The sequence below is a fragment of the Mucilaginibacter mali genome, assembly GCF_013283875.1.
Classification (GTDB): domain Bacteria; phylum Bacteroidota; class Bacteroidia; order Sphingobacteriales; family Sphingobacteriaceae; genus Mucilaginibacter; species Mucilaginibacter mali.
Map to the genome: position 1 here is coordinate 1,364,668 of NZ_CP054139.1, position 22,011 is coordinate 1,386,678.

General features: G+C 45.6%; 23 protein-coding genes. 4 read left to right on the forward strand and 19 right to left on the reverse strand.

Annotation, left to right across the window (positions count from 1 at the left end; translation table 11 throughout):
- Positions 1-56: 56 nt before the first annotated feature.
- Entirely contained in the window at positions 57-899 is an 843-nt protein-coding gene (locus HQ865_RS05905) for an endonuclease/exonuclease/phosphatase family protein (RefSeq protein WP_173414002.1), read from the reverse strand.
- Between the two features lie 116 nt (positions 900-1,015).
- On the reverse strand, positions 1,016-2,782 hold the full coding sequence (locus HQ865_RS05910; protein WP_237073753.1) for a DUF885 domain-containing protein: 1,767 nt from the start codon (positions 2,780-2,782) through the stop codon (positions 1,016-1,018).
- 118 nt (positions 2,783-2,900) lie between these two features.
- On the opposite strand from HQ865_RS05910, the gene HQ865_RS05915 reads away from it, so the two are divergent.
- Positions 2,901-3,374 (forward strand): DinB family protein, encoded by a 474-nt coding sequence (locus tag HQ865_RS05915; protein ID WP_173414003.1) that lies wholly within the window; start codon positions 2,901-2,903, stop codon positions 3,372-3,374.
- On the opposite strand, the gene HQ865_RS05920 is transcribed toward HQ865_RS05915, so the two are convergent.
- From HQ865_RS05920 to HQ865_RS05930, 3 genes are all read right to left on the reverse strand, one after another.
- A complete protein-coding gene (locus HQ865_RS05920) occupies positions 3,371-3,661 on the reverse strand; it encodes a type II toxin-antitoxin system RelE/ParE family toxin (RefSeq protein WP_173414004.1) in 291 nt (96 codons plus the stop codon). The genes HQ865_RS05915 and HQ865_RS05920 overlap by 4 nt on opposite strands.
- The gene (locus tag HQ865_RS05925) at positions 3,655-3,870 is read right to left on the reverse strand and encodes a hypothetical protein (RefSeq protein ID WP_173414005.1); all 216 of its coding nucleotides are present in this window, start codon (positions 3,868-3,870) and stop codon (positions 3,655-3,657) included. Before HQ865_RS05925 ends, HQ865_RS05920 begins: the two co-directional genes overlap by 7 nt.
- Positions 3,871-4,014: 144 nt before the next feature.
- A complete protein-coding gene (locus HQ865_RS05930; RefSeq protein ID WP_173414006.1) occupies positions 4,015-5,292 on the reverse strand; it encodes an alpha/beta hydrolase family protein in 1,278 nt (425 codons plus the stop codon).
- Between the two features lie 211 nt (positions 5,293-5,503).
- On the opposite strand from HQ865_RS05930, the gene HQ865_RS05935 reads away from it, so the two are divergent.
- Positions 5,504-7,930, forward strand: a complete 2,427-nt coding sequence (locus HQ865_RS05935) for an outer membrane beta-barrel protein (RefSeq protein WP_173414007.1) — start codon at positions 5,504-5,506, stop codon at positions 7,928-7,930.
- Here the strand turns inward: HQ865_RS05935 and HQ865_RS05940 are convergent.
- The 12 genes from HQ865_RS05940 to HQ865_RS05995 form a co-directional block, all read right to left on the reverse strand.
- Complete coding sequence (locus HQ865_RS05940) at positions 7,927-8,313, reverse strand: DUF1634 domain-containing protein (protein WP_173414008.1); 387 nt, start codon at positions 8,311-8,313, stop codon at positions 7,927-7,929. The genes HQ865_RS05935 and HQ865_RS05940 overlap by 4 nt on opposite strands.
- A 2-nt stretch (positions 8,314-8,315) precedes the next feature.
- Positions 8,316-9,152 (reverse strand): sulfite exporter TauE/SafE family protein, encoded by an 837-nt coding sequence (locus HQ865_RS05945; protein WP_173414009.1) that lies wholly within the window; start codon positions 9,150-9,152, stop codon positions 8,316-8,318.
- 628 nt (positions 9,153-9,780) lie between these two features.
- Positions 9,781-10,350 carry a MarC family protein gene (locus tag HQ865_RS05950; RefSeq protein WP_173414010.1) on the reverse strand — a complete coding sequence of 190 codons (570 nt, stop codon included), beginning with the start codon at positions 10,348-10,350 and terminating at the stop codon, positions 9,781-9,783.
- Positions 10,351-10,464: 114 nt separating this feature from the next.
- A complete protein-coding gene (locus tag HQ865_RS05955; RefSeq protein ID WP_173414011.1) occupies positions 10,465-11,985 on the reverse strand; it encodes an amino acid permease in 1,521 nt (506 codons plus the stop codon).
- Positions 11,986-12,379: 394 nt separating this feature from the next.
- Positions 12,380-12,832 carry a 50S ribosomal protein L27 gene (rpmA, locus tag HQ865_RS05960; protein WP_173414012.1) on the reverse strand — a complete coding sequence of 151 codons (453 nt, stop codon included), beginning with the start codon at positions 12,830-12,832 and terminating at the stop codon, positions 12,380-12,382.
- Positions 12,833-12,889: 57 nt separating this feature from the next.
- Positions 12,890-13,198 carry a 50S ribosomal protein L21 gene (rplU, locus tag HQ865_RS05965; protein ID WP_173414013.1) on the reverse strand — a complete coding sequence of 103 codons (309 nt, stop codon included), beginning with the start codon at positions 13,196-13,198 and terminating at the stop codon, positions 12,890-12,892.
- 207 nt (positions 13,199-13,405) lie between these two features.
- Positions 13,406-13,912: a hypothetical protein gene (locus tag HQ865_RS05970; RefSeq protein WP_173414014.1), complete on the reverse strand. Its 507-nt coding sequence runs from the start codon at positions 13,910-13,912 to the stop codon at positions 13,406-13,408.
- A gap of 152 nt (positions 13,913-14,064) precedes the next feature.
- Positions 14,065-15,462 (reverse strand): dicarboxylate/amino acid:cation symporter, encoded by a 1,398-nt coding sequence (locus HQ865_RS05975; protein ID WP_173414015.1) that lies wholly within the window; start codon positions 15,460-15,462, stop codon positions 14,065-14,067.
- A gap of 188 nt (positions 15,463-15,650) precedes the next feature.
- Positions 15,651-16,172, reverse strand: coding sequence for a hypothetical protein (locus HQ865_RS05980; protein WP_173414016.1), 522 nt, complete (start codon positions 16,170-16,172; stop codon positions 15,651-15,653).
- Between the two features lie 572 nt (positions 16,173-16,744).
- The gene (locus HQ865_RS05985; protein WP_173414017.1) at positions 16,745-17,380 is read right to left on the reverse strand and encodes a DUF4291 domain-containing protein; all 636 of its coding nucleotides are present in this window, start codon (positions 17,378-17,380) and stop codon (positions 16,745-16,747) included.
- A complete protein-coding gene (locus HQ865_RS05990; protein WP_173414018.1) occupies positions 17,377-17,859 on the reverse strand; it encodes a hypothetical protein in 483 nt (160 codons plus the stop codon). The genes HQ865_RS05985 and HQ865_RS05990 overlap by 4 nt, the downstream gene beginning before the upstream one ends.
- Positions 17,860-17,902: 43 nt before the next feature.
- Positions 17,903-18,463 (reverse strand): 2'-5' RNA ligase family protein, encoded by a 561-nt coding sequence (locus HQ865_RS05995; protein WP_173414019.1) that lies wholly within the window; start codon positions 18,461-18,463, stop codon positions 17,903-17,905.
- Positions 18,464-18,732: 269 nt separating this feature from the next.
- Between HQ865_RS05995 and dinB the strand changes: the two genes are divergently transcribed.
- On the forward strand, positions 18,733-19,917 hold the full coding sequence (gene dinB / locus HQ865_RS06000; RefSeq protein WP_173414020.1) for a DNA polymerase IV: 1,185 nt from the start codon (positions 18,733-18,735) through the stop codon (positions 19,915-19,917).
- 2 nt (positions 19,918-19,919) lie between these two features.
- Here the strand turns inward: dinB and HQ865_RS06005 are convergent, their stop codons facing one another.
- Entirely contained in the window at positions 19,920-20,330 is a 411-nt protein-coding gene (locus HQ865_RS06005; protein WP_173414021.1) for a hypothetical protein, read from the reverse strand.
- 361 nt (positions 20,331-20,691) lie between these two features.
- Here HQ865_RS06005 and HQ865_RS06010 point away from each other — a divergent pair, with 361 nt between their 5' ends.
- Positions 20,692-21,036: a hypothetical protein gene (locus tag HQ865_RS06010; protein ID WP_173414022.1), complete on the forward strand. Its 345-nt coding sequence runs from the start codon at positions 20,692-20,694 to the stop codon at positions 21,034-21,036.
- A gap of 193 nt (positions 21,037-21,229) precedes the next feature.
- Here the strand turns inward: HQ865_RS06010 and cmk are convergent, their stop codons facing one another.
- Complete coding sequence (cmk, locus tag HQ865_RS06015) at positions 21,230-21,916, reverse strand: (d)CMP kinase (protein ID WP_173414023.1); 687 nt, start codon at positions 21,914-21,916, stop codon at positions 21,230-21,232.
- Positions 21,917-22,011 lie beyond the last annotated feature (95 nt).

The window sequence follows — 22,011 nt, forward strand, 5'->3', positions numbered from 1 at the left end:
GGTTGATAGTTCATAGAACTTCCAAATGCCATGAACCATGATCTATGAACCATTAACTAATGGCTTAACGCCACCACTACCGGGTAATGATCTGACGGTACATGCCCGTTAAAGGTATTCGTCAGCACCGCGTAGCGGTTCACCTTAAATTCTTTGGTGATAAAGATATGATCGATACGCGCACCGGTGTTTTTAATGTTGATATTAAAGCCGTTGAATGTGTTATTACCGGCCAGCTTAACAGGCGATAGCGTATAGCAATCGGTTAGCAGGCCGGCATCGTTAATGGTTTTGTAGGCTTCAGAGTTTTGGTCGACATTGAAATCTCCCGTCAGGATGCTGGGCATACCGCCAACCATTTGCTTCATTTTGGCCATGATCAGTTTAGCGCTTTCGCGACGGGCCACTACGCCCACATGGTCCATATGCACGTTGAAAAAGTTGAATACAAAACCCGTTTTAATATCCTTTACCTGTGCCCAGGTGCAAACGCGGGTCAGCGCGGCATCCCAGCCTACATTGGGGTGTTCGGTATCGGTAGGGGATAGCCAGAAGCTGCCGCTTTTCAGGATCTTAAATTTTGATGTTTTATAAAAAATGGCCGAGTGTTCGCCTTTTTCACCACCATCGCGGCCGATACCTATCCACTTATAGCCCGGCAGGCTATCGTTCAGGTTCTTCAGCATCGGGTACAAACCCTCCTGTGTGCCAAAGATGTCCAGGTCCTGGAACTTGATGAGGTTGGCTATTACCGGGTAGCGGTCGCCCCAGCCATTGCCGGCGGTAGAGTCGGCCTTGTTGGCATAGCGCAAGTTATAAGTGCCGATGTTATATTGCTGGGCACGTGCTGCAACAAAAAAAGATACCAGTAAAATAAGCGAAAGCGATTTTTTGATCATGATGTTTTGGTCAAATGTTATAAACTTTGTACAAACATACATACATTTAAATAATTCATCCCGATTTTATTGTTAACTTTTTATCAAGTTTAATTGATAGGATGAAACCTTAACGCTTACTTGGCTTCTGTTGTAGTTTTAGCCAGCATCGCTTCCTTAATAAACTTAACAGGTGCGCTGCCGTAGCTCAAAAACTTCTCGTTAAAATCCTTTACGTTATACTTATCACCCATCTTTTGCTTCCAGGCATCGCGCAGATCTACGATCTCTTTATAGCCGCTGTAATAGCTGGTGAGTTGCACGCTGGTTACGCTTACCCGGCGCCATTTGCCTTCGGCTTCGGCCTGTTGCTGGAAAGCCTCGCGGGTTAGGAATTTTACGCAGGCATCCTTATCCATAGTGCCGGTGTGCACGCTGTAATCAACAATGGTATTGCATACCGAGCGCAGGTTCCATTTATACCACATCAGCCACATTTCGGGTTCGTTATTGCCGAAACCTGCCTCCAGCATCATCTGCTCGGTGTATACGGCCCAGCCCTCTATCATCGCGCCATTGCCCAGTATGGATTTGATCATACTTGGCGCTTTATTGGCATAAACCAATTGCGTATAATGGCCAGGAATGGCCTCGTGAATGCAAAGGATCTGTAAAATATACTGGTTGTATTCACGCAGGTAGCTTTCAGCTTTTTCAGGTGTCCATCCGGCCAAACTGCCGACGTTGTAGTAGGTATTTCCGTTTTTATCGTACGGCCCCGGCGAACTTACCGACGCACCGGCCACGCCCGCCATATAAGCCGGCTCCTTGCGGATCACCAGCGGTTTGCTGTCATCCAGCGTCAGCAGGTTTTTAGCTTTGATGAATGATACCAACTGCGGGATCTCCTTCTCAATAGCCGATTGGAATTCATCAGGCTTCACATGTTTTACCGATAGGGTATCGATCATGCGGCGAACCAGGTCGAGCGTATCCTTTGGCATTGGCGCTTTGCCGAAGTATTTTGGCCAAAGCTTTACCGCTATTTTGGTCATGTTGCCGTGCAGTTCCTTTTTACGCTCCACAGCGGCGTTATACAATTGCTGCGCGGTACCCGCCGATTGAATATCGAATTTGAACTTAGCCTCGTACAGTTCCTTACCCAGGCGAAAGCTGCGGGGCTTGTCATTCTTCATGGTTTTAAGCCACTGGGCAAAGTCTTTTATTACGTTGGCCGATGCCTGCGCACGGGCCAGCATCAGCTTTTGCTCGGCTTCGGGGATATTGGTTTTCTTCAGCGAATCGGCAAAATCCTTTTCTATTACACTCACACCACCGCTCATTTGTTCTGATGCCAAAGTAGTCAGTTCGGGCACGGGATTTTTGATCTGTTTTTGTGCCTCTTTATAATAAGCCGGGATATTAGCCATACGCTGATAGAAGCTGCGCAGGCGTTTTGGCAATGGGGCATAATTTTCGTTCAGGATGCGGGCGAAGGTATTGATGACATTGTAATTGCCTGGGTTCCATTCATAGGATTTTTCCTGCTGAATAGCCCATTGGGTGGCATCCAGGTGATTTTGGATCAGCTTGTAATCCATACGGTTGCCTTCAGAAAGTGTACCGGGATTATACTTAGCCAGCGAATCCATCTGCACCTTGGTAAAAGCGATCAAAGCTGAGCGGCTGGCCGGGTTGGGGATAACCAGTACGCTATCGTACTTATGGTAACCCACATCGCTGGCCCAATCGGGGTTTAGCTTCCACAAAGCATCCAGGAAATGGCCTTCGTAAGCGGTAAAGGCATCATTGTCCTTGGCCGACTCGTCGGTACTGTTCATATCCTTTTTGCAGCTGTAGGCAAGCAGGGCCATTAAAGCTAAGGGAATAAGTTTTTTGATCACCGTTCTTCAAGATTAAATTAGCGTTATAAACTTAGAAATTTAAACGCAAATATTAACCAATGCGCATTTCTTAAATAAAAATTGGCAACCTTTAAGCTAAATTATTGTTGATACCGATATGGAAAAGCATGATATCCTGATCACCGAACTCACCAACTTATTAAAAGGCGGCAACGCCCATGCCGACTTGAAAACAGCATTAGCCGGCCTGCCACCCGAACTGCGTGGCGCCAAAGCAGGCGGACTGCCATATACCATTTGGCAACTGGTTGAACACATCCGCATTGCACAATGGGATATGCTGGAGTTTAGCAAAGACGGCAACCACCAATCGCCAAAATGGCCTGATGATTATTGGCCTAAAGAGATCGCGCCCGCCGATGACGCGGCCTGGAAAAGATCGGTAAAACAAATTGAGGATGACCAGGAAGCCTTTATTGCATTATTGCAGGATGGTAATATCTACGCGCATATCCCGCATGGCGATGGGCAAAGCATTTTACGCGAGGCTTTGCAAATTGCCGATCATAATGCTTACCATATTGCCGAGATCATTGTGATCAGGCGATTGCTGGGGGCGTGGACGCGTTAATAAGCTAAAGGAGATCTGCTGGTATGCCTTAAACGAACAATACTAATTTCATCTGTAGTTACCCGATATGATATGCGGTAGTGATGTACTTCGAAAGCACGCCATGTGCCGTCATTGTCTTTTTTGAATTTATCAAGGGGATATTTCTCGGGGTCTTTTGCCAAATTTATGGTGTGGTCGATAATGTCATCACGAACCATTTCGGCATTTTGCAACGATTCCAGTAAAATATACAAATAGGCTTTGTGTAATTCCTTCGTTGCCTTTTTTTCCCAAACAACTACCATTTACGCGCTTGTATCTTCAAATCTTCAGCTGTTATAAAGTTTCCCTTCTTAATTTCAGCATAACCTTGCTCAAGCTCTTTGTTGTACTGATCAATTGTTTGAGGTTTTTCAGTGGCCTGAAAATCTATGCCCATTAGTTTTAAAGTGCGTAATAGCCATTCTTTTTTACCAGGGTCTTCAATTTTATCAAAATCAATAATCAGTTCCATTGCGCAATCTTAACTGTTTATACAAATCTATCTAAATAAAATAAACCGTACAACAATAGTTTAAACAGACTCATATGAATACTGCCCTATTTGCGTAGAGATTGCTTCGTTCTTCGTAATGACGTGCTGGTGAATTTCGGTAAGCTACTTCAACTTATTAATAAACCCAACCACTCCTGTAACCAACTCAGGCTTTAGCGGCAGGTTGGGGTCTTTATAAGTTTCTATATTTTTTTCCCTATCTGCAGGGGCTTCCTTTAAAACGTGATTCATGCCGGGGATGATCAACAACGTAGCATCCGACTTGGCCTTTTTTAATTTCTCTGCATCGGCAACGCCTATTTGTATATCGGTAGTACCTTGTACAATCAGTACCGGTATCTTCAACTTTTTGATCTCGCGGATAGGGTCGTGCATCATCCACGATAACAGGTAGGGCTGCACACTTGGACGCGCAAGCGCGTATAATGATGGATCTACACGGTCGGTAAACTTGCCGCGTTTTAAGCTATCCATAATAGTTTTAAAGGCTTCCTGCACAAAGTCAGGTTTCGATTTCATCTGATCGGTCAGGATCTTATCGGCACGGTCGCCAGCGCCAGACAGCGATATAAAGGCAGCCACGGGCTGATCGGCCGAGGCCATCATCCCCACCAGCGAGCCTTCGCTATGCCCCATAACAATCACTTTGCTAAAGCGGGCATCGCTGCTCAGCATGCCAACCAGGGCAATGGCATCATCGGCATAATCCTCAAAACGCAGGTCTTTCTCTTTGGTGGTTGTGGTACTTTGGCCTATCATGCGTTTATCATAACGCAGGCTGGCAATACCATTTTTACCCAGCGCGCTTGCCATCATTTTGTAGGTATTGCCGCTAACGCCAAGGGTGCTGTTGCCATCCCTGTCGGTAGGGCCCGATCCGGCGATGATCAGTACAACCGGTACCTTGCCGTTAACATTTTTAGGCAGGGCCAAAGTACCCGATATATTGCCGGTGAATACTTTTAATGATACAGGGCTTTCGACGATATTGGGGTCATCGGCAGCGGCTTTGGCTGCGGTTTGCGCCTGTGCCGGTGTTAAGCCCAGGCCAATCATTTTGTTGCTTTTGTTAAGCGAAAGGCTCAGCATCAGTTCGCCGTTTTGAAAAGCCGCTTTATAAATGGCTGTCGGCTCGGTAAAACTTACAAATGTGGTTTGATTAAGCGTACCCAACTGCGTTTTCAATTGCGCTACCTGTTCAGGCTTTAGTCCGGCCTGCATTTCGGGGCCGAATAATTTATTATAGATGCTATCGGGTTTATTGCCGTTAAAGAAAAGTTTAAACTTGCCCATAACCGCTGCATAGTTTGCAGGTTCGGTTTGCGCGAATGCGGCAGATGCAAGTAATAAGCTGAAAAACAAAGCAAACGGTCTTCTCATTCCTGTTATAATTTAGGCTGCAAACTTAAAAAATTATACGCCCGTTTAATAATTATACCTGTATGCATAAATAATTATATTTGCAGCAGGCAACTTAAAATGCGGCCAAACGTATAAACCCTTAACTGACCTGTCGCAATGTATTAATTATGTTACTATATTGAGACAAATTAATATATTAAAGCATAAAACACCTCTACACTGGCATTTAATGAAGTTACTGTTCGGCTGCCTTACCGCAAGCGTATTTTTATTGCTATACACTAACGCCAAAGCACAAAATAAATTTTCGGATGTGCAGGGGCAGGTAGTATTGCAGGATAACAGTATGGCTTTAGCTGCCGCGGTAAGCATTATCCGCGAACGTGATTCGGTGCTTATTAATACCAGTGTGGTTGCTGCCGATGGCTTTTTTAAATTCCATAACATACCCGCCGGCACTTACATCATCAGCGTAAATTATAGCGGTTATCAAACGCGATCTTCAGCGGCCTTTGTCGTTGGTAACTCAACGCCCGTTACAGTCCCGACTATCAAATTGATCAAATCCATAGCCCTAAAGGAAGTGGTGATCACCAATAAAACAGCGTATATCGAAAACCGGCCGGATAAGATCGTCTTGAATATCGAAAAAGGCGGCTTATCAAGCGGCATCAGTGTGCTGGATGTATTGGGATCGGCGCCGGGCGTGCGGGTGGGCCACGATGGCGAGGTGTTTTTAAAAGGTGTTCAAAAGGCAGGCATTGCTATCAATGGCCGTATGGTAAAATTATCGCCTGCTGACCTTGCCGAACAGTTGCAAAACCTGCCAATTGGAAGCATCAGCCAGGTTGAACTCATCGCTAATCCATCAGCCAAATACGAAGCCACAGGCGCGGGCGGACTGATCAACATCATCCTGAAAAAAGGCCAGGGCGATGGCTTTAACGGCTCGGTTTCGCCAAGTGTGGGCCGTGGTAACTTCAATCGTTTTGGCTCGGGTATCAATTTAAATTACCGTTCGGGCAAACTGAATTTTTTCGGCGGGATGAATTTTAACGATTACAATACCGATCATACCATCCTCACCCATCGTTATGTTGGTGCCATCACTAAGTTTGATGTGGATTATTATAACAGCCAAAAAACTTATTCGGGCAGTTATAATGCCGGCGCCGATTATAATATCGATGCCACTCATACCTTAGGCCTTTTAATTGTTGGCTCATTCAATAACAGTTTTCTGCATAAAAATACAGCGTCGTCAATCTCTAACAATTCCATCCCCGATTCTACATTGACCACGGCCTCCATACTTAACAAACGCATCAATAACATCACCTACAACTTAAATTATAACGGTAAGCTGGGGTATAGCGATCAGATCCTGTCGGCAGATGCGGACTATAGTATTTACAACCGCACCTCGGCCGAAGATCTGAACAGTATTATATACTACGCCAATACCGGTTTTACAAGTCCACCTTCGTACTATATTAATTATGCGCCTACGCGCATCACAAATGTTTCGGGCCGGGTTGATTATGTAAATCCGGTATCTAAAAAACTGCGCCTGGAAGCTGGTTTAAAATCGGTATATACCAATAGCGATAATTCGCAGCAGTTTGATAAACTTATTGATGGTGTGCACTACCAAAACGATATTCTGAGCAGCCAGTTTAAATACACCGAGAATATTACCGCCGCGTATATCAACTATATCGCTACGCCATCAAAAAAGTTCGATTATCAAATAGACCTGCGTGTTGAGCACACCCATTCCGACGCCAATACCATCGACGAAAAGCATCAGGTAGTGCGTAATTACACCGATTATTTCCCGGTACTGATGCTGAATTATCATGCCAGTGCCGATCATCTGTTGTCGTTCAACTTCAACCGCCGTATTGACCGGCCTGTTTACCAGGAACTGAACCCCATCATCGCTTTCCAGGACAGGTATGATCTGACCAGCGGCAACGCCTATTTAAAGCCAGCTTACCAGGATAAGATTGAGTTTGCGCATACTTACAAAGGCAAGTACACCAGCAGCCTGTATGCCACCTTTACGCGCGACTTTAACAACTTTACTTACTTTGCTCAAAACGATGCCACCGGCATTTTTATGGTGGGCAAAATGAACCTTAAAACGGCCCATGTTTACGGTATAACCTTTGACGCGCCTGTAGAATTAAACAACTGGTGGAACATCAACATAAATGTGGATGCCAGCTATCAGCACTATACCGACTACGCCGGTAAGCTTGACCAGGGGACCACCGATGCTATTTTTAAGTTAAATCAACAATTTATCCTTCCGGGCGATGTGATGATCAACCTGGCCGCGCAGTATGAAGTGCCAACGTTTTATGCTATTTATCATTACCGGGCATCGTACTATGCAACGCCAAGTATCAGCAAAAAACTTTTCGGCAAGCAGGCTACCCTGAGCTTTACGCTAAAAGACGCTTTCAATACCGAACGCGACCGGTACAGTACCGAATACGCTAACCTGAGTATGATGGGGTATGATAAAAAGGAAACGCGCATAGGCAGCTTAAGTTTTACCTGGCGTTTTGGTAAAAGTACGGTTAAGGCGTCGCGCAAGCATTCGGTTGGTAACAGCGATGATATGAAAAGGGTAACAGGGGTTAATTAACCCGCGTAGCCGCTAAGCATGCTGATAAAAATGATAAGTAACACCACAAGTGTAATAAGGGTGTACATATGATCCTTCTCTAAAATAAAGCCGACGAACGAGCATAACACCCGCAGAACAGGTGTTGCAACCAGCAGGATAATGCCGGCCTGTATGATAGACCTTCCCCTGAAAGCCATGATACCGCTGATAATACCTGATGGATGTACAAAACCGGGTACACCTGTAAATGTAGAATAGTTGGGGATACTGTGGCCATGGCGGTATAAATAAACCACACCACCAAAAACAACAACCGCCATTGATATAATTACGCCCAGGCGCAATACCCAGCCAATAATGGCCTGCATATCCGTATCCTTAAAGTTGGGTTGCTGGTTCATATTTATATTTTACCGGTTATGCCGTTGTAGATCATTTGCACGGCTAATACGCTAACAACAATAGTAAACACCCAGCGCACCCATTTGGATGAACCGGTATGTACCAGTATCTTCGATCCGCTTAGCGCGCCTAATAAAACGCCTATTACTACCGGCATGCAAATATCAGGGCTTATGTAACCGCGTTGCAGATAAACAACCGCGCTGGCTGCCGCGGTAACGCCTATCATAAAATTGCTGGTAGTAGTTGATACCTTAAACGGGATGCGCATAATGGTATCCATGGCTACTACCTTTAACGCGCCTGAGCCAATGCCCAGCAGGCCCGATATCATGCCGGCAAATATCATCATTAAAAAGCCGCCGCCAACGTTGCGCACACCATACTTTACCGGCCCGGCAGGGGTAGGGTAGGTGCCGTTCAATTTTAGTGCACCCGCAGCCTGGCTGCCTTCGGCCGATACTACCTGCACCTTTTTTACAAACGACATGATGGCCGAATAAGCCAGTATCAGCCCAAAAAGTATAGCGATATAGTGTGTTTGGATATGCAGTGCCAGCATTGCCCCGGCCATGGCGCCAACGGTTGTAGCAATTTCAAGAAACATCCCGATGCGAATATTGGTGATCCCCTCTTTTACATAAGCCGCCGCAGCGCCCGACGAGGTGGCGATAACCGATACCAGCGATGCGCCAATGGCGTAATGTATGTTAACATGTAACCCCAGTGTAAGCAGCGGAATGATGACAAAGCCACCACCAAGCCCGGTTAATGAACCCAGCAAACCGGCAGCATATGCCCCGATGAGTATAATTAACGTTAATATGATTACCGACATATCCTGCGTGTAGTGGGCTGCTAAAATAGTAATTTAATATAGCGGAGGATATGTTTTTTTAATTAAAGTAATCCATTAAAACGATGGATTATAGCGAGAATAAGCGGTTTTAACAGAATTTTTAGATTATTGATATATGTATTTAATAAGCCTATAAGTGGTGTTTTTTAGGATATTATCTGTCAAAATATCATTTGCAATTATGATAATTTTAAGGGCAGTCGCCTCCTGTGTTTTTCTATTAATTAAATAGGGTTATTACCCTTCATTTTTATGAATATGTTAAATTATTAATATTCCTGTAAGTTGTGTTGATAAAGAATTATATTTGCTTTAACTATTGAGTAATAACGATTTAACCCCAATTGTTATGGAGACAAGTATATCTTCAGAAAGCAGCATTAAGGATGAAGCCAAACGTACTCCCACGTGCTGGAAATGTAAATCAACTTTAGACTACCGTGTTCCGCGTGGAATGCTGGTTAAAACGCTTTTATTTTGGATGCCGTTGCGCAGGTATTATTGCTATGGCTGCGCTAAAAAGCGTTACGTACGCGGGTAAGCACGTTATAAATACTGATCTTTCAACCTGTGGAACAGGTGTTCTTTTATCGGGGTACTTTAAATATTACAAATGCGTATTATTCCTGAACAACTTTATGGCTATAGCCAGCAGGATAATACCAAAGGCTTTACGCAATATGCTGATGCCGGTTTGGCCGAATAACCTTTCCAGGTACTTCACATTTTTTAATACCAGGTAAACAAACATGGTGTTTAATACAATACCAACAATAATATTGGGTGTTTGATATTGCGATTTAAGCGACAGCAGCGTGGTCATGGTGCCCGCTCCGGCTATCAGCGGGAAAGCAAGCGGAACGATAGACGCCGTTGATGATACCTCTTCCTTAAATACTTTTATCCCCAATATCATCTCCATAGCGATAATAAATATCACCAGCGAACCGGCGATAGCGAACGAGGGGATATCCAGCCCGATCACGTTCAGCAATTCCTCGCCTACAAACAAGAAGATCACCATCAGTACCAATACAGCTATCGATGCCTTTTCCGATTCGATATGGCCTACACGCTGCCGCAGGTCGATAATGATAGGTATAGCACCTAAAATATCGATGATGGCGAACAAGATCATGGTAACAGATAGGATCTGCTTAGGGTCGAAGGCTAACATAGGTGGTAGTATTTAGTGGTTATTGGCAGCTTATTTAAAGCTAAGTAAAAAAGCTATAAAAGCAAAAAAGGTTCTGAATACTCAGAACCTTTTTTGCTTGGAGAATATTCTTAATTATTGTTTCTCAAAATCTGACGCGGTTGGCAATACATCGCCAATATTACCCAGTTTACTGTTCTTGCGGCTGTAACCAAAATAGATCAACAAACCAAGAACCATCCAGCCAAAAGCACTAAGAAGGGTTTCTTTTGGTAAGCCATAGATCATACCACCACATATAAGTGCACCTAAAATTGGTACAATGGGTACCAGCGGGGTTTTAAATGGACGTTTGAGTGTTGGATTGGTATAGCGTAATATAATGACGCCGATACACACCAGGATAAAGGCAAACAGAGTACCTATCGAGGTCAGATCGCCTGCAACACTGCCTGGGACAAATGCCGCGAAGGCGCCAACAAATACGAACAAGATCATATTGCTTTTGTATGGCGTGCGGAATTTAGGGTGCAGATCGCTGAAGATCTTTGGCAACAGGCCATCGTTAGACATGGTGTAGAATACGCGCGACTGGCCCATCAGCATCACCAGGATAACTGAAGAGAAACCTGCCAAAATAGCGATAGTAACCATGGTTGATAACCAGCCGTAACCGTGCATATAAGTGCTGATCGCGTAAGCTACCGATGCTTCTTTACCCGACTTCATGAAATCGGTGAACGGTGCAACACCAGTTAATACCCACGAGAACAGGATATACAGGATAGTACAAACCACCAACGAACCAAGGATACCAATTGGCATATCCCTGCTTGGGTTTTTAGCTTCCTGCGCGGCTGTTGATACAGCATCGAAACCGATAAATGCGAAGAAAACTACACCGGCACCACTGAGGATACCACCCCAACCATGATTGAAGAAAGGCGCATACGAATAAGTAGAACCGTCCGGTAATTTAATATCAGGCTGAGTAGCGGGGATGATATATGGCGTGTGGTTGGCAGGGTTAATAAATTGCCAGCCGATAGCGATAAATACCAATACGATAGCAACTTTGATGAATACGATAATACCGTTCACCAAAGCTGATTCCTGTGTGCCTTTTATTAATAATAATGAAAGTATTGCAAGGATAGCAAGTGCAGGTAAGTTAGCGATACCATGTACGCTTTGGCCATTTACCAGGATAGATTCCATTGGCGAGTGGCACCACTCGTAGGGTATTTTCCCCCCGAGGAGCTTATTGGCATACTCGCTCCAGCTAATGGAAACCGTTGCGGCCCCTAAGGCGTATTCCAATATCAGCGCCCAGCCAATTACCCAGGCAACAAGTTCGCCCATGGTGGCGTAGGCGTAAGTGTACGCGCTGCCGGCAATTGGGATGATTGAAGCAAATTCAGCATAGCAAAGGCCTGCGAACGCACAACCAATAGCCGCTACAATAAACGATAAGGTTACCGCGGCACCGGCGTGCTCACCGGCAGCGGCGGCCGTCCGTACGAACAGGCCCGCGCCAATAATAGCGCCAATACCTAAAGCAATAAGGCTGCCCGCGCCAAGCGTTCGCTTCAGCGTGCCTTCACCTTCTGCCGAGGCCGTTAATTGTTCAATAGATTTTTTTACAAATACCTTCATGTTTAGTTTTTAAATAAGATCAGAGTTTTAATAAATTAAAAACGAGTTTAGTTTCCCAAACCTAATTAATTTTATTGACAGAAAAAACTACCGTTTGTAACAAAGGAGTTTAAAACAAAATAATGTGGTGATTTGTATGCGGGTTTCGAAATATATGAGAGATATACAACCCATAAGTGCAAGCAGAGCGTGGTAATCCCTGGCATGCTGAGGGGCGAATCATCGGGCCGTCATCCTGAGGGAAGCGCAGCGACGAACGATCCCCCGTAAGCAGAGTGGTCTATGTAAGGTAACCATCCCCCCGCAATGACGGGATGGAGAAATAAAAACAACAAAAAAAGCCCTGCGGTAATAATATACCGCAGGGCTTCAATATTATTTAGCTAAAAACTAATTACTCAGCAGGTGCTGCTTCTTCAGTTTCTTCGGCTGGTTTTGCCTTAGCTTTAGGTGCTTTTTTAGCTGGTGCTTCAGCAGCTTCTTCTGCAACTGGTGCAGCTTCAGCAACCGGGGCAGCCTTAGCAACCGGGGCAGCCTTAGCTGCTGTTTTAGCTTTTGGTGCAGGTGCTGCTACTTCAGCAACCGGTGCAGCTTCAACAGGTAATACCGATACATAAGAGCGGTTATCTGCTTTCTTTTTGAAGGTTACGATACCTTCAGCTAAAGCGAACAGGGTATGATCTTTACCGATGCCTACATTCAGGCCCGGGTTGTGTTGGGTACCACGCTGACGAACGATGATGTTACCGGCAATTGCAGGCTGACCACCAAATATCTTGATACCTAAACGTTTACTGTGCGACTCGCGACCGTTGCGTGAACTACCGGCCCCTTTTTTGTGTGCCATTTTTTATGTCTTTATGAAGCCGGGTTAACAGCTTCGGGGGTTAAACTTTGGTGGATATTATAAAGAGATACCAGTGATCTCGATCTTGGTGAACTGCTGACGGTGGCCGTTTTTCTTTTTGTAGCCTTTACGACGTTTCTTTTTGAAAACGATCACTTTATCACCTTTTAAATGCGACACGATCTTAGCCGATACTTTAGCGCCTTTCAGGTCTGCACCTAATTTAAATTTGCCTTCGTTTTCAGCTAATAACACGTTGTCAAATTCAATATTAGCGCCCTCATCTCCTTGTAAGCGGTGCACAAAGATCTGCTGGTCTTTAGCAACTTTAAATTGCTGGCCGGCTATACTTACTATTGCGTACATTGTTAATTAGTTATTTGTTTTTAAAATTTTCGAGGTGCAAATATAGAGTTTAGTTTTCTTAAAAGCAAGAGCTTTTGAGAAAAGTCCGAAAGTCGGAAAAGACCGAGAGTCCGGAAGTGGGAAAATTACATACGGGCTAATGCGAAAAGCCGGTAAGCAAAAACAACTTCCGGACTCTCGGTCTTTCCTGGCTTGCGGACTTCTCCGCTACTTCTTCATCTTCTCCTGCGTATCATCCAGCACGTGCTGGATCTCCTTGATCAGCCTTACATTGGCATCTTTCAGGCGGGCATCACCATCAAAGGCGGCATCAAATACCACGCGCTTGGTTTTGCGCTTGTAGCCAAACTCAATAATATAACGTAGCGATTTAGGGCCGGTCTTTTTCTTGTAAGGGTTGGTCTCATCCGACGGGAAATTCCAGAAACCCAGGTCGGCTGCCTTGCGGTGCAGGTATAGCAGGTCGTTACTGCTCAGGCGCAGGTACATCTTCTTTACCGAATCGCGGTCATCAACATACTGGTAATTACCGCTCTTCGATTCAAATTTGTTCAGCAAACTATCGCCGGTGCCATACTGAAAGCTGATATGATCGAATTCTGAAAATTTATACGGCGCATTCTTCACCATAATGCCATAGTAATAAATAGAATACAGCAGAAATGGGATAGTTACACTGGCTATCAGGAATATTTTTTTGTTTTTGTTGCTCATGCTCTTTAGAAGGTCCGGAAGTCAGAAAAGACCGAAAGTCCGGAAGATTTTAGGGTGCAAAGATAGAAATTAGTCCTGAAGTTCGAAAAGGCGGAAAGTTCGAAAGACAGAACTAATATTGCATCTTTCGGACTTTCCGACTTCCGGACTTTCTACATATCTATCTCCATTTCCTTTTCCTCGCCCAGTTCGCCCTCCCATTTACTTACTACCGCGGTAGCCATGGCATTACCCAGCACGTTGGTAGCCGACCGGCCCATATCCAGCAGCGGATCAATACCAATCAATAAACCTAAGCCAGCCTCCGGGATACCAAACATGGCGATGGTACCGGCTATAACCACCAGCGACGCGCGCGGCACGCCGGCAATACCTTTACTGGTTAACATCAGCACCAGTAGCATGGAGACTTCCTGACCAATGGATAGATGCACCCCGTACGATTGCGCCAGGAAGATAGACGCGAAGGTCATATACATCATCGAACCATCCAGGTTAAACGAGTAGCCCAGCGGCAGTACAAAGCTTACTATCTTATTATTACAGCCAAATTTCTCCAGTTCAATCAGCACGCGCGGGTAAGCGGCCTCGCTTGTCGAGGTGCTGAAAGCCACCAGCATAGCATCTTTTATATTATTCACCAGTTTAAAGGTACGGCCCTTCAGCACCATAAAGCCGGCGAATACGATCACCAGCCAAAGCAATATCAGCGAAAAATAAAACTCGCCGATGAAAATGGCATAAGTTGAAAGGATGCCCAAACCCTGTTTAGCCACAACAGCCGTAATAGCGCCAAACACGGCGATTGGGGCAAGTTTCATCACGTAGCCGGTAATTTTCAGGATAACGTGGGCGATAGCATCCATGGCTTTCACCACAATTTCGCCTTGCTTGCCAATGGCGGCGGTAGCCACCCCGAAGAACATCGAGAAGATCACGATTTGCAGGATCTCGTTATTCGCCATCGATTCGGTAAAGCTGCGCGGCACTACGTGGCTGATAAAATCCTTTAATGAAAGGGCCGACTTTTTAATTTCGGTACCCAAATGGCTATCCGGCAGCGGGATGTGCATGGTAATTCCCGGCTTAAACATATTCACCAGCAGCATACCCAGTAGCAGCGATACCAGCGTAGCACTTAAAAACCAAAGCAGCGTTTTGCCGCCAATACGGCCCACCGCCTTAATATCGCCCACCTTGGCTACGCCTACCACAAGGGTAGTGAACACCAGCGGAGCTACGATCATTTTGATGAGGCGAAGGAAAATATCGCTTAGAATAGTGAAACCTTCCAACTTGTCCTCGCGGATGCCGTCGTTCTCCTTTTTTACCTTTACTTCGGCTACGCGTTGCGTTTTCAGGGTCTTGAATTCGGCAACGGTAGTATCTTTCATCTCCACCAGTTTGGTGTCTATGGCTTTGATGTTGGCATCGGCCGTACTTATTTTTTTGTTGTACTGGTCTATTACGTTAAGGTTGTACAGATAGCCGGTAATTACACCAACTACCAATGCGATGAAAATAAAAAGTGTGAGTTTGTTTTTTAGCATTCCGGTGGTTTTGATGGGGCTAAAGTACAAAATTGGACGATGATTTTTGAATGCCTCACTGATTTTGCATTGGTGGCAATTTAACCACAAAGTACACTAAGTACACCCCTCCCAAACCCTCCCCAAAGGGGAGAGGGTTTCAGAGAATTTTTAGAACCCTCTCCTTTGGAGAGAGCAGGGTGAGGTACTTATTCGGCCAGGCTATAGGTATAGCCCCGGGTCGATTTTACTTTTAAGGCGATACGCTCCAGGCTTTCTTCCAGATTATCTACCTGTTTCTTATTGCTTGCCGCCAGCAATGCCTTCCTGAACATGCCGGATGCCTGTGTCCAGTTGCCGCTTTTTTCGGCCAGTAAACCTAACTGCTTGTAAACAGCAGCATGATCTACACCGGGCACCTGCAACGCCTTTTGGCTTACAGCGCCGGCCTGTGCAGCCATATTTAAAAATACCAGCAGTTGCAAATAGGGTATATAAGCATCCGGAAACTGCGGCTCCAGTTCAGCGCATAACTTCAGGTGATAGCCGGCCGTTTGGTAATCGGCCATGTTGTAATAATATATCAGCCCCAACTGGTAATGCGCACGGGCATACAGCGGGTCTGTTTGTATAATATCGTTAAGCAGTTGCAGGCTTTTAGGCATTTCGCCGTAATAGCGCTCCTCCACCGCCTGAAGATACTTTTCTTCGATGGTATAAAAAGTGTCCATAAATATATTAATGGCTGTTAAGCCTTGTAATCAATAATAAATAAAATTTGATGATCGTCTGTTTAAGCGGGTACGCTAAACAGGAGCGGAGAATGACTGAGCCGGTGCAAAACCATCCCCCTGCACGCCCATGGGCTGCATACAAGTTGAGATATGTTTTTGAAATAGCATCGGTTTGAGATTTATTTTTTGCGAAGATATGGAATTATTATCGAAAATAAATATCAACTAACTGCCTGCAATAATGTGCTGCTGTAAGAGATTTAGGCTAAAGCCCTCCGGATAGCCTGCTTACCCGTTGGCTGAAGCCAACGGCAATGAGTTAGAAATGTTTATACCGGATAATTTAGGGCAAAGACATCGTGGGGATTTATTACCGTCCCATTTATGGTACGGATAGCAAGTTTATAAAACCGGCTTTAGCCAAAACAAATCAGGAAGATTGTTTTGAAAAGCACTGCCAGTGCTGCTATCAATGTTTGTTCCCGTGCTGCACTCCAACTCCTCGCGCCACCGCGCAATGCCGGCGCTGGCTGTGGGGTTTCCGCTTCGCCCGGGTTTATGTTGAACGGTTATGCTATACCGAGTTTCATATTCAAACTTTCGTCCCTTGGCCTGAACACAGTTTCAACCGGAACCGTCAATTCATCTAAACGATCGTCATCAAGCAGAATTTTCTGCTGCTTTACAAAATCGGTGATATCCTCAATAAACGCGATCTGCTGTGTAAACGCTTTTAAAACATCGCCCTTTAAACCCAGTTGAATAGCGCGGCGCTCCAGTTTATTGCCATGCGGGTCGTGGTCAGGGTCCCATTGCAAGCGTATTTCTTTTGTGGCAAGTTCGTTCTTCCATTCGTCGTGGGTGCTATAATTCCCCTGCGCAAAGGATGAGAACGCGGCTTGCGCTAATATTTGTTCGAAGCTTTCCTTCGTTATCCAAATTGCTAAAACGCGCTCCTGGTTTTCCTTTCCGGCCCAGCCGCAGCGGTACATCATCCACAAAAAATTAGGCTTTATCCACGACATGCGGTTCATGCTAAAATCTGTCCCGCCCAGCGTTTGATGCTTAATCGCGTAATTGGCAATAGCTGGCTTGTAGGCCTGGTAAACCAGTAAATGGGTATCGGTTTGGTGAGCTAAAATATGCTGCCCGCTTTGCGGCAGCGCTGATAAACTTTGTCTGTAAGAATGTAAAACAAGTTTCATATGAACCATGGAAATGTTTTGGCAGAAAAGTACTCGTCCAGTTCATCAAAGTCACCGCACGCATCGCACTCGCATATATACGTTAGGGCCTTCAAAGCCTCGTCGCTGTTTTGTTTTTGTAGGAAGCTGATAGTATCCGTTACGCCGGCAAACGGCACTAATTGTATATCCAGGCCACAGTAGGTATCAAAGTCGATGGTTTTAGCATCCCATATTTTTAAGCAATCTTCGATATGGTTTTGCAGCCCTAAATTAAAGCAGGCCAACATCAGATCTTCTGCGGGCATTATACCATCCGGCTGTCGCCTGGTAGTTATAAATTTATCCAGCAAAGCCAGTGCAAATGCCCTATCCTTATTTTGCCTGGAATAGCTAATAAGTTCTTTACGTAAGGCAGTATCGGCTTGAAACGCCGCAATTGTTTCTGTATTAATATCGTTCTCGGTATGAAAGCGATCAAGTATTTCGTATATCGTCATTAGCAATAATATCCACAATTTCCCCCACTTTTCAAAATGCCTTTTAATACTCCATCAACTGCTCCCCAAACTTAAACTCCTTAAATTTTTGCCAGCGGGCGTTGGGGTTGTAGGTTTCGCGTTCCAAAACCATCAGTCGGTCGGCCACAAAACTGGCTTTAAATTTGCACTGCTCAAACTTTGGCCATAACAATTTAAATTTATCGGGATGGATATTGCGCACTACCGTAATATGCGGAACAATAGGTTTTTGAATGATACGCATACTACCCTGCAAGCCTTTAAACCAGCGCTGGGTACGCTCATCCATCACCACGCAGGCGTAAATGGTCATGCCGGTATCGCCATGGGTAAAGTATTTAAAATTGCTGATGTACAGTTCATGCGGCGTAAGCAGTCCCAGTTTACCCGCCATCTGACTAATGGCATGCCGCGCCACAAAAGGCTTGCAGCGGTGCTGATGGTTAATGCTGATATGTGCCGGCGAGGTCAGTCCATCGTAATTTCCGATCACCCGGGCCGAGGCACGCTTATAACGGTCGATATCGTACCTGATCGCGTCGGACGGGGCAAGTAGCATTAAGTAATCAGTGTATCCGGTCATGGCAAAATGATTTTGGATAACAAATTTGCTAATATTTTTAGTAAAATATCAAATTTATTTAGCAATTTTGTGAGGTTACTCACCCCGGCAATGCTTCGCTGGTCGGCCCTCTCTCCGCTGCGCGGAAAGAGGGCCGGAAATACTTTGCCGCTATACAGCGATGGGGTTCAAACCCATCGCTACCGTTACCACCCTCTTTCCGCGCAGCGGAGAGAGGGTGGTCGAGCGAAGCAACGACCGGGTGAGTAAAATGGCGATCAAGAGAAAAATTGGAACACAAAAAACATATCGTACACATCGATCTCGATTCGTTCTTCGTATCGGTAGAGCGGAAGTTTAACCCTGCGCTTATCGGCAAGCCGGTGCTGATCGGTGGCTCGGCCGATAGGGGCGTGGTGGCTTCCTGCAGTTACGAGGCGCGCAAGTTCGGTATCCACTCGGCCATGCCGATGAAAACGGCTATGAAGCTTTGCCCGCATGCTATTATCATCCGCGGTACGCATGGTCGCTATGGCGAGGCATCGCGCGAGGTAACGCAGATCATCCACGATACCGTGCCCCTGTACCAAAAAACATCGGTAGATGAATTTTATATCGACCTGACCGGCATGGAACGCTATTACGATTGCTACAAATTCGCTACCGATCTCCGGCAAAAAATCATCCGGGAAACAAAATTGCCTATCTCGTTCGGGATGTCGTCGGGCAAAACGGTATCAAAAATGGCCACCAACCAGGCTAAGCCTAATGGGCAGTTATTTGTCCCGCACGGCAAAGAGTGCGAATTTCTGGCTCCGCTGCCCATCCGCAAAATACCCATGCTGGGTGAAAAGACTTGCCAGAAGTTATACAGCTACGGCATTGAGAAGATAGGCGATCTGCAAAAGGTAAACCTGAAGTTTCTGGAAGCCGTGTTTGGTAAAGCAGGATTATTTATATACGAAAAGGCACACGGGATTGATCATAGCGAGATCGTGCCGCATTCCGACCGCAAATCCATATCGACAGAAAATACCTTTGAAACCGATGTGTCTGACCAGCGCGTACTGGAAAACATCCTGACATCCATGACAGAGGAACTGGCCGGCAAACTGCGCCGCGAAAACAAGGTAGCCGGCTGCCTGGCCATTAAGGTACGCTACGCCAATTTCGAAACGCATACCATCCAGGAAAAGATCGCCCTCACGGCCGCCGAGCATATCCTGCTGCCCGGCGTAAAAAACCTGCTAAAAAAAGCCTGGAACGGTCGCCGGCCCATCCGCCTGATAGGAGTGAGGTTAAGCAACCTGGCCACCGGCAGCTACCAGATCAACCTGTTTGAAGATAACGAGGAACGCATCAGGCTATACCAGGCTATGGACCAGATCAACTTTAAGTTTGGCGATAAAACCATTTGCCGGGCAGCCGGTATGGAAATTGGCACCCGCAACTTTAACCCTTTTATGAAAGGTTAAGCTTATTTAATACGCACATATTTATAACTGTAACCATCGGTGATGTTGTAATCGAACAATAGCAAAGTATCCGGCGCTTTTAAAACGTACGATTGGGTGTTTGAGCGGGTAGAGTAATATATTACACTGTCTTTTACATTGGGCGAATAAACGGGTGTAGCCATAGCTCGTATATGATAAGTTCCCTGGTCTACAATAAGGTTATTAGCATAGTTTTTATAAGTGCTGTCGGTATTAAACTCAACCGTTGCCTTGCCGTTGGGGCGATATACCCCGCCAGCGATACCGCCCGAAAAAACTACGAGGTTCCATTTGCCAATAAGGTTATTGTGGGTTGATGCAGGCGCGCTTTTTTCTTTTTTGCAGCTAAATACGGCGAGGGTTACCAGTGCGATGTATATGGTCTTTTTCATAACGGGTGGTTTATGAAAGGTAATACGGATGTAAAAGGAAAAACGCTACAGTATTACAGCGTCATCCTGAGCGATAGCGAAGGATCCCCGGTAAGTAAGTTCGATTACTATTGGTATGAGTAGAACTTCATACCGAACTTGTTTCGGCACCCCACTTGCATGGTTAGTTTTGCATATGGGATATGTATGATGGGATGCTGAAACAAGTTCAGCATGACAGTTTATTTTTCCGCTGAAGCCTCACCCTGCCCTCTCCAGAGGAGAGGGTTCCAAAGTCTCCCCTTTTGGGAAGATTTAGTGGAGGCTTTCATCGGCATATCATAAAAACCATTAGAGGCCTGCCGGGATTATATTACTCAGCATGACAGTTTGTTTTTCCGACAGCAAAAGAGCTTCCGGGCGAAAGCGGGCAGAACAATGGTGGCCTGTGGGCGGAAGGGGCATTAGCTTGGTGCTGAAGCGTAGGCTTGTGGGTGCGAAGCAGGGCATCAAGGTTCAGCCCGTGGTTCAGCCCGCTTTGCTGGGCAAAGGCCTGTGCGGCAGAGGAAGCATTTTTGCTGTCTTGAATTTTGCTACTTTTTTTCAAGAAAAAGTAGTAGGCCCCTGCGGCTATGAGCAGACCAACATTCATGAAAGCACAACCGATCATCCTATGAGATTGCCACGCTATCGCTCGCAAATGACAATACCTTTTAATGTCATTTAACCACTAAGAGGCCGCCGGATTTTTATAACTACCCATGACATGTTTGTTTTTCCGCTGAAGCCTCACCTTGCCCTCTCCAGAGGAGAGGGTTCCAAAGTCTCCCCCTTTTGGGGAGATTTAGTGGGGGCTTTCATCGGCATGTCATAGAAACCATTAGAGGCCCCCCCGGGATTATATTACTCAGCATGACAGTTTATTGGGCAGATTTCTCCATAAACGGCTTTATCCTATCCAGCGCGAATTGCAGTTGTTCGTCGGGTGTAAGGTCGGTGTTATCTAAAATAATGGCGTCATCGGCGCGGGTTAGCGGGCTTTCTTTGCGGGTGGTGTCCTGGTAATCGCGGTGAGCCAGGTTCTCAAAAACGTCCTCTAAGGATATATCGGGGTTTTTGGGCAGCAATTCTTTATAACGACGCTCGGCACGGATCTTCGGGTCGGCGGTCATGAACAGCTTCACCTGCGCGTGAGGGAATACCACAGTACCAATATCGCGGCCATCCATTACAATATTTTTTGATTTGCCCATGCGTTGCTGCTGCTTCACCATTTCCACACGCACACTGTGGATAGCCGAAACTGCGCTCACATTTTCGGATACCGGCATCAGGCGTATCTCTTCAGATACTTCTTCATCGTTAAGTGTGATGTGGCTTTCATAATCGCGCGAGTGAAAGTTCAGGTGGATGTTTTCCAAAACCTGTGCTACCTGGGTTTCATTTTGCAGATCGACGTTGTTGCGCAAAAAGTACAGGGTAACTGCCCGGTACATGGCGCCGCTATCGACATATATGAAATGGAGTTTTTTGGCCAGTGCTTTGGCTAAGGTACTTTTTCCGCATGACGAGTAGCCATCAATAGCTACCACAATGTTATTGCTCATCGGGAGACAAAGGTAGTTATTTTAGTTGATTGGGTTGATTAAGTGAGCAGTTGAATTAGTTGTTTTTTCTGTATACCCAACTATTCTCCTAATCA

Coding starts and splice junctions, on each gene's coding strand:
- HQ865_RS05905 (WP_173414002.1), bottom strand. CDS start 899: ATGATCAAAAAATCGCTTTCGCTTATTTTACTGGTATCTTTTTTTGTT.
- HQ865_RS05915 (WP_173414003.1), top strand. CDS start 2,901: ATGGAAAAGCATGATATCCTGATCACCGAACTCACCAACTTATTAAAA.
- HQ865_RS05920 (WP_173414004.1), bottom strand. CDS start 3,661: ATGGTAGTTGTTTGGGAAAAAAAGGCAACGAAGGAATTACACAAAGCC.
- HQ865_RS05925 (WP_173414005.1), bottom strand. CDS start 3,870: ATGGAACTGATTATTGATTTTGATAAAATTGAAGACCCTGGTAAAAAA.
- HQ865_RS05930 (WP_173414006.1), bottom strand. CDS start 5,292: ATGAGAAGACCGTTTGCTTTGTTTTTCAGCTTATTACTTGCATCTGCC.
- HQ865_RS05935 (WP_173414007.1), top strand. CDS start 5,504: ATGAAGTTACTGTTCGGCTGCCTTACCGCAAGCGTATTTTTATTGCTA.
- HQ865_RS05940 (WP_173414008.1), bottom strand. CDS start 8,313: ATGAACCAGCAACCCAACTTTAAGGATACGGATATGCAGGCCATTATT.
- HQ865_RS05945 (WP_173414009.1), bottom strand. CDS start 9,152: ATGTCGGTAATCATATTAACGTTAATTATACTCATCGGGGCATATGCT.
- HQ865_RS05950 (WP_173414010.1), bottom strand. CDS start 10,350: ATGTTAGCCTTCGACCCTAAGCAGATCCTATCTGTTACCATGATCTTG.
- HQ865_RS05955 (WP_173414011.1), bottom strand. CDS start 11,985: ATGAAGGTATTTGTAAAAAAATCTATTGAACAATTAACGGCCTCGGCA.
- rpmA (WP_173414012.1), bottom strand. CDS start 12,832: ATGGCACACAAAAAAGGGGCCGGTAGTTCACGCAACGGTCGCGAGTCG.
- rplU (WP_173414013.1), bottom strand. CDS start 13,198: ATGTACGCAATAGTAAGTATAGCCGGCCAGCAATTTAAAGTTGCTAAA.
- HQ865_RS05970 (WP_173414014.1), bottom strand. CDS start 13,912: ATGAGCAACAAAAACAAAAAAATATTCCTGATAGCCAGTGTAACTATC.
- HQ865_RS05975 (WP_173414015.1), bottom strand. CDS start 15,462: ATGCTAAAAAACAAACTCACACTTTTTATTTTCATCGCATTGGTAGTT.
- HQ865_RS05980 (WP_173414016.1), bottom strand. CDS start 16,172: ATGGACACTTTTTATACCATCGAAGAAAAGTATCTTCAGGCGGTGGAG.
- HQ865_RS05985 (WP_173414017.1), bottom strand. CDS start 17,380: ATGAAACTTGTTTTACATTCTTACAGACAAAGTTTATCAGCGCTGCCG.
- HQ865_RS05990 (WP_173414018.1), bottom strand. CDS start 17,859: ATGACGATATACGAAATACTTGATCGCTTTCATACCGAGAACGATATT.
- HQ865_RS05995 (WP_173414019.1), bottom strand. CDS start 18,463: ATGACCGGATACACTGATTACTTAATGCTACTTGCCCCGTCCGACGCG.
- HQ865_RS06005 (WP_173414021.1), bottom strand. CDS start 20,330: ATGAAAAAGACCATATACATCGCACTGGTAACCCTCGCCGTATTTAGC.
- HQ865_RS06010 (WP_173414022.1), top strand. CDS start 20,692: ATGACAGTTTGTTTTTCCGACAGCAAAAGAGCTTCCGGGCGAAAGCGG.
- cmk (WP_173414023.1), bottom strand. CDS start 21,916: ATGAGCAATAACATTGTGGTAGCTATTGATGGCTACTCGTCATGCGGA.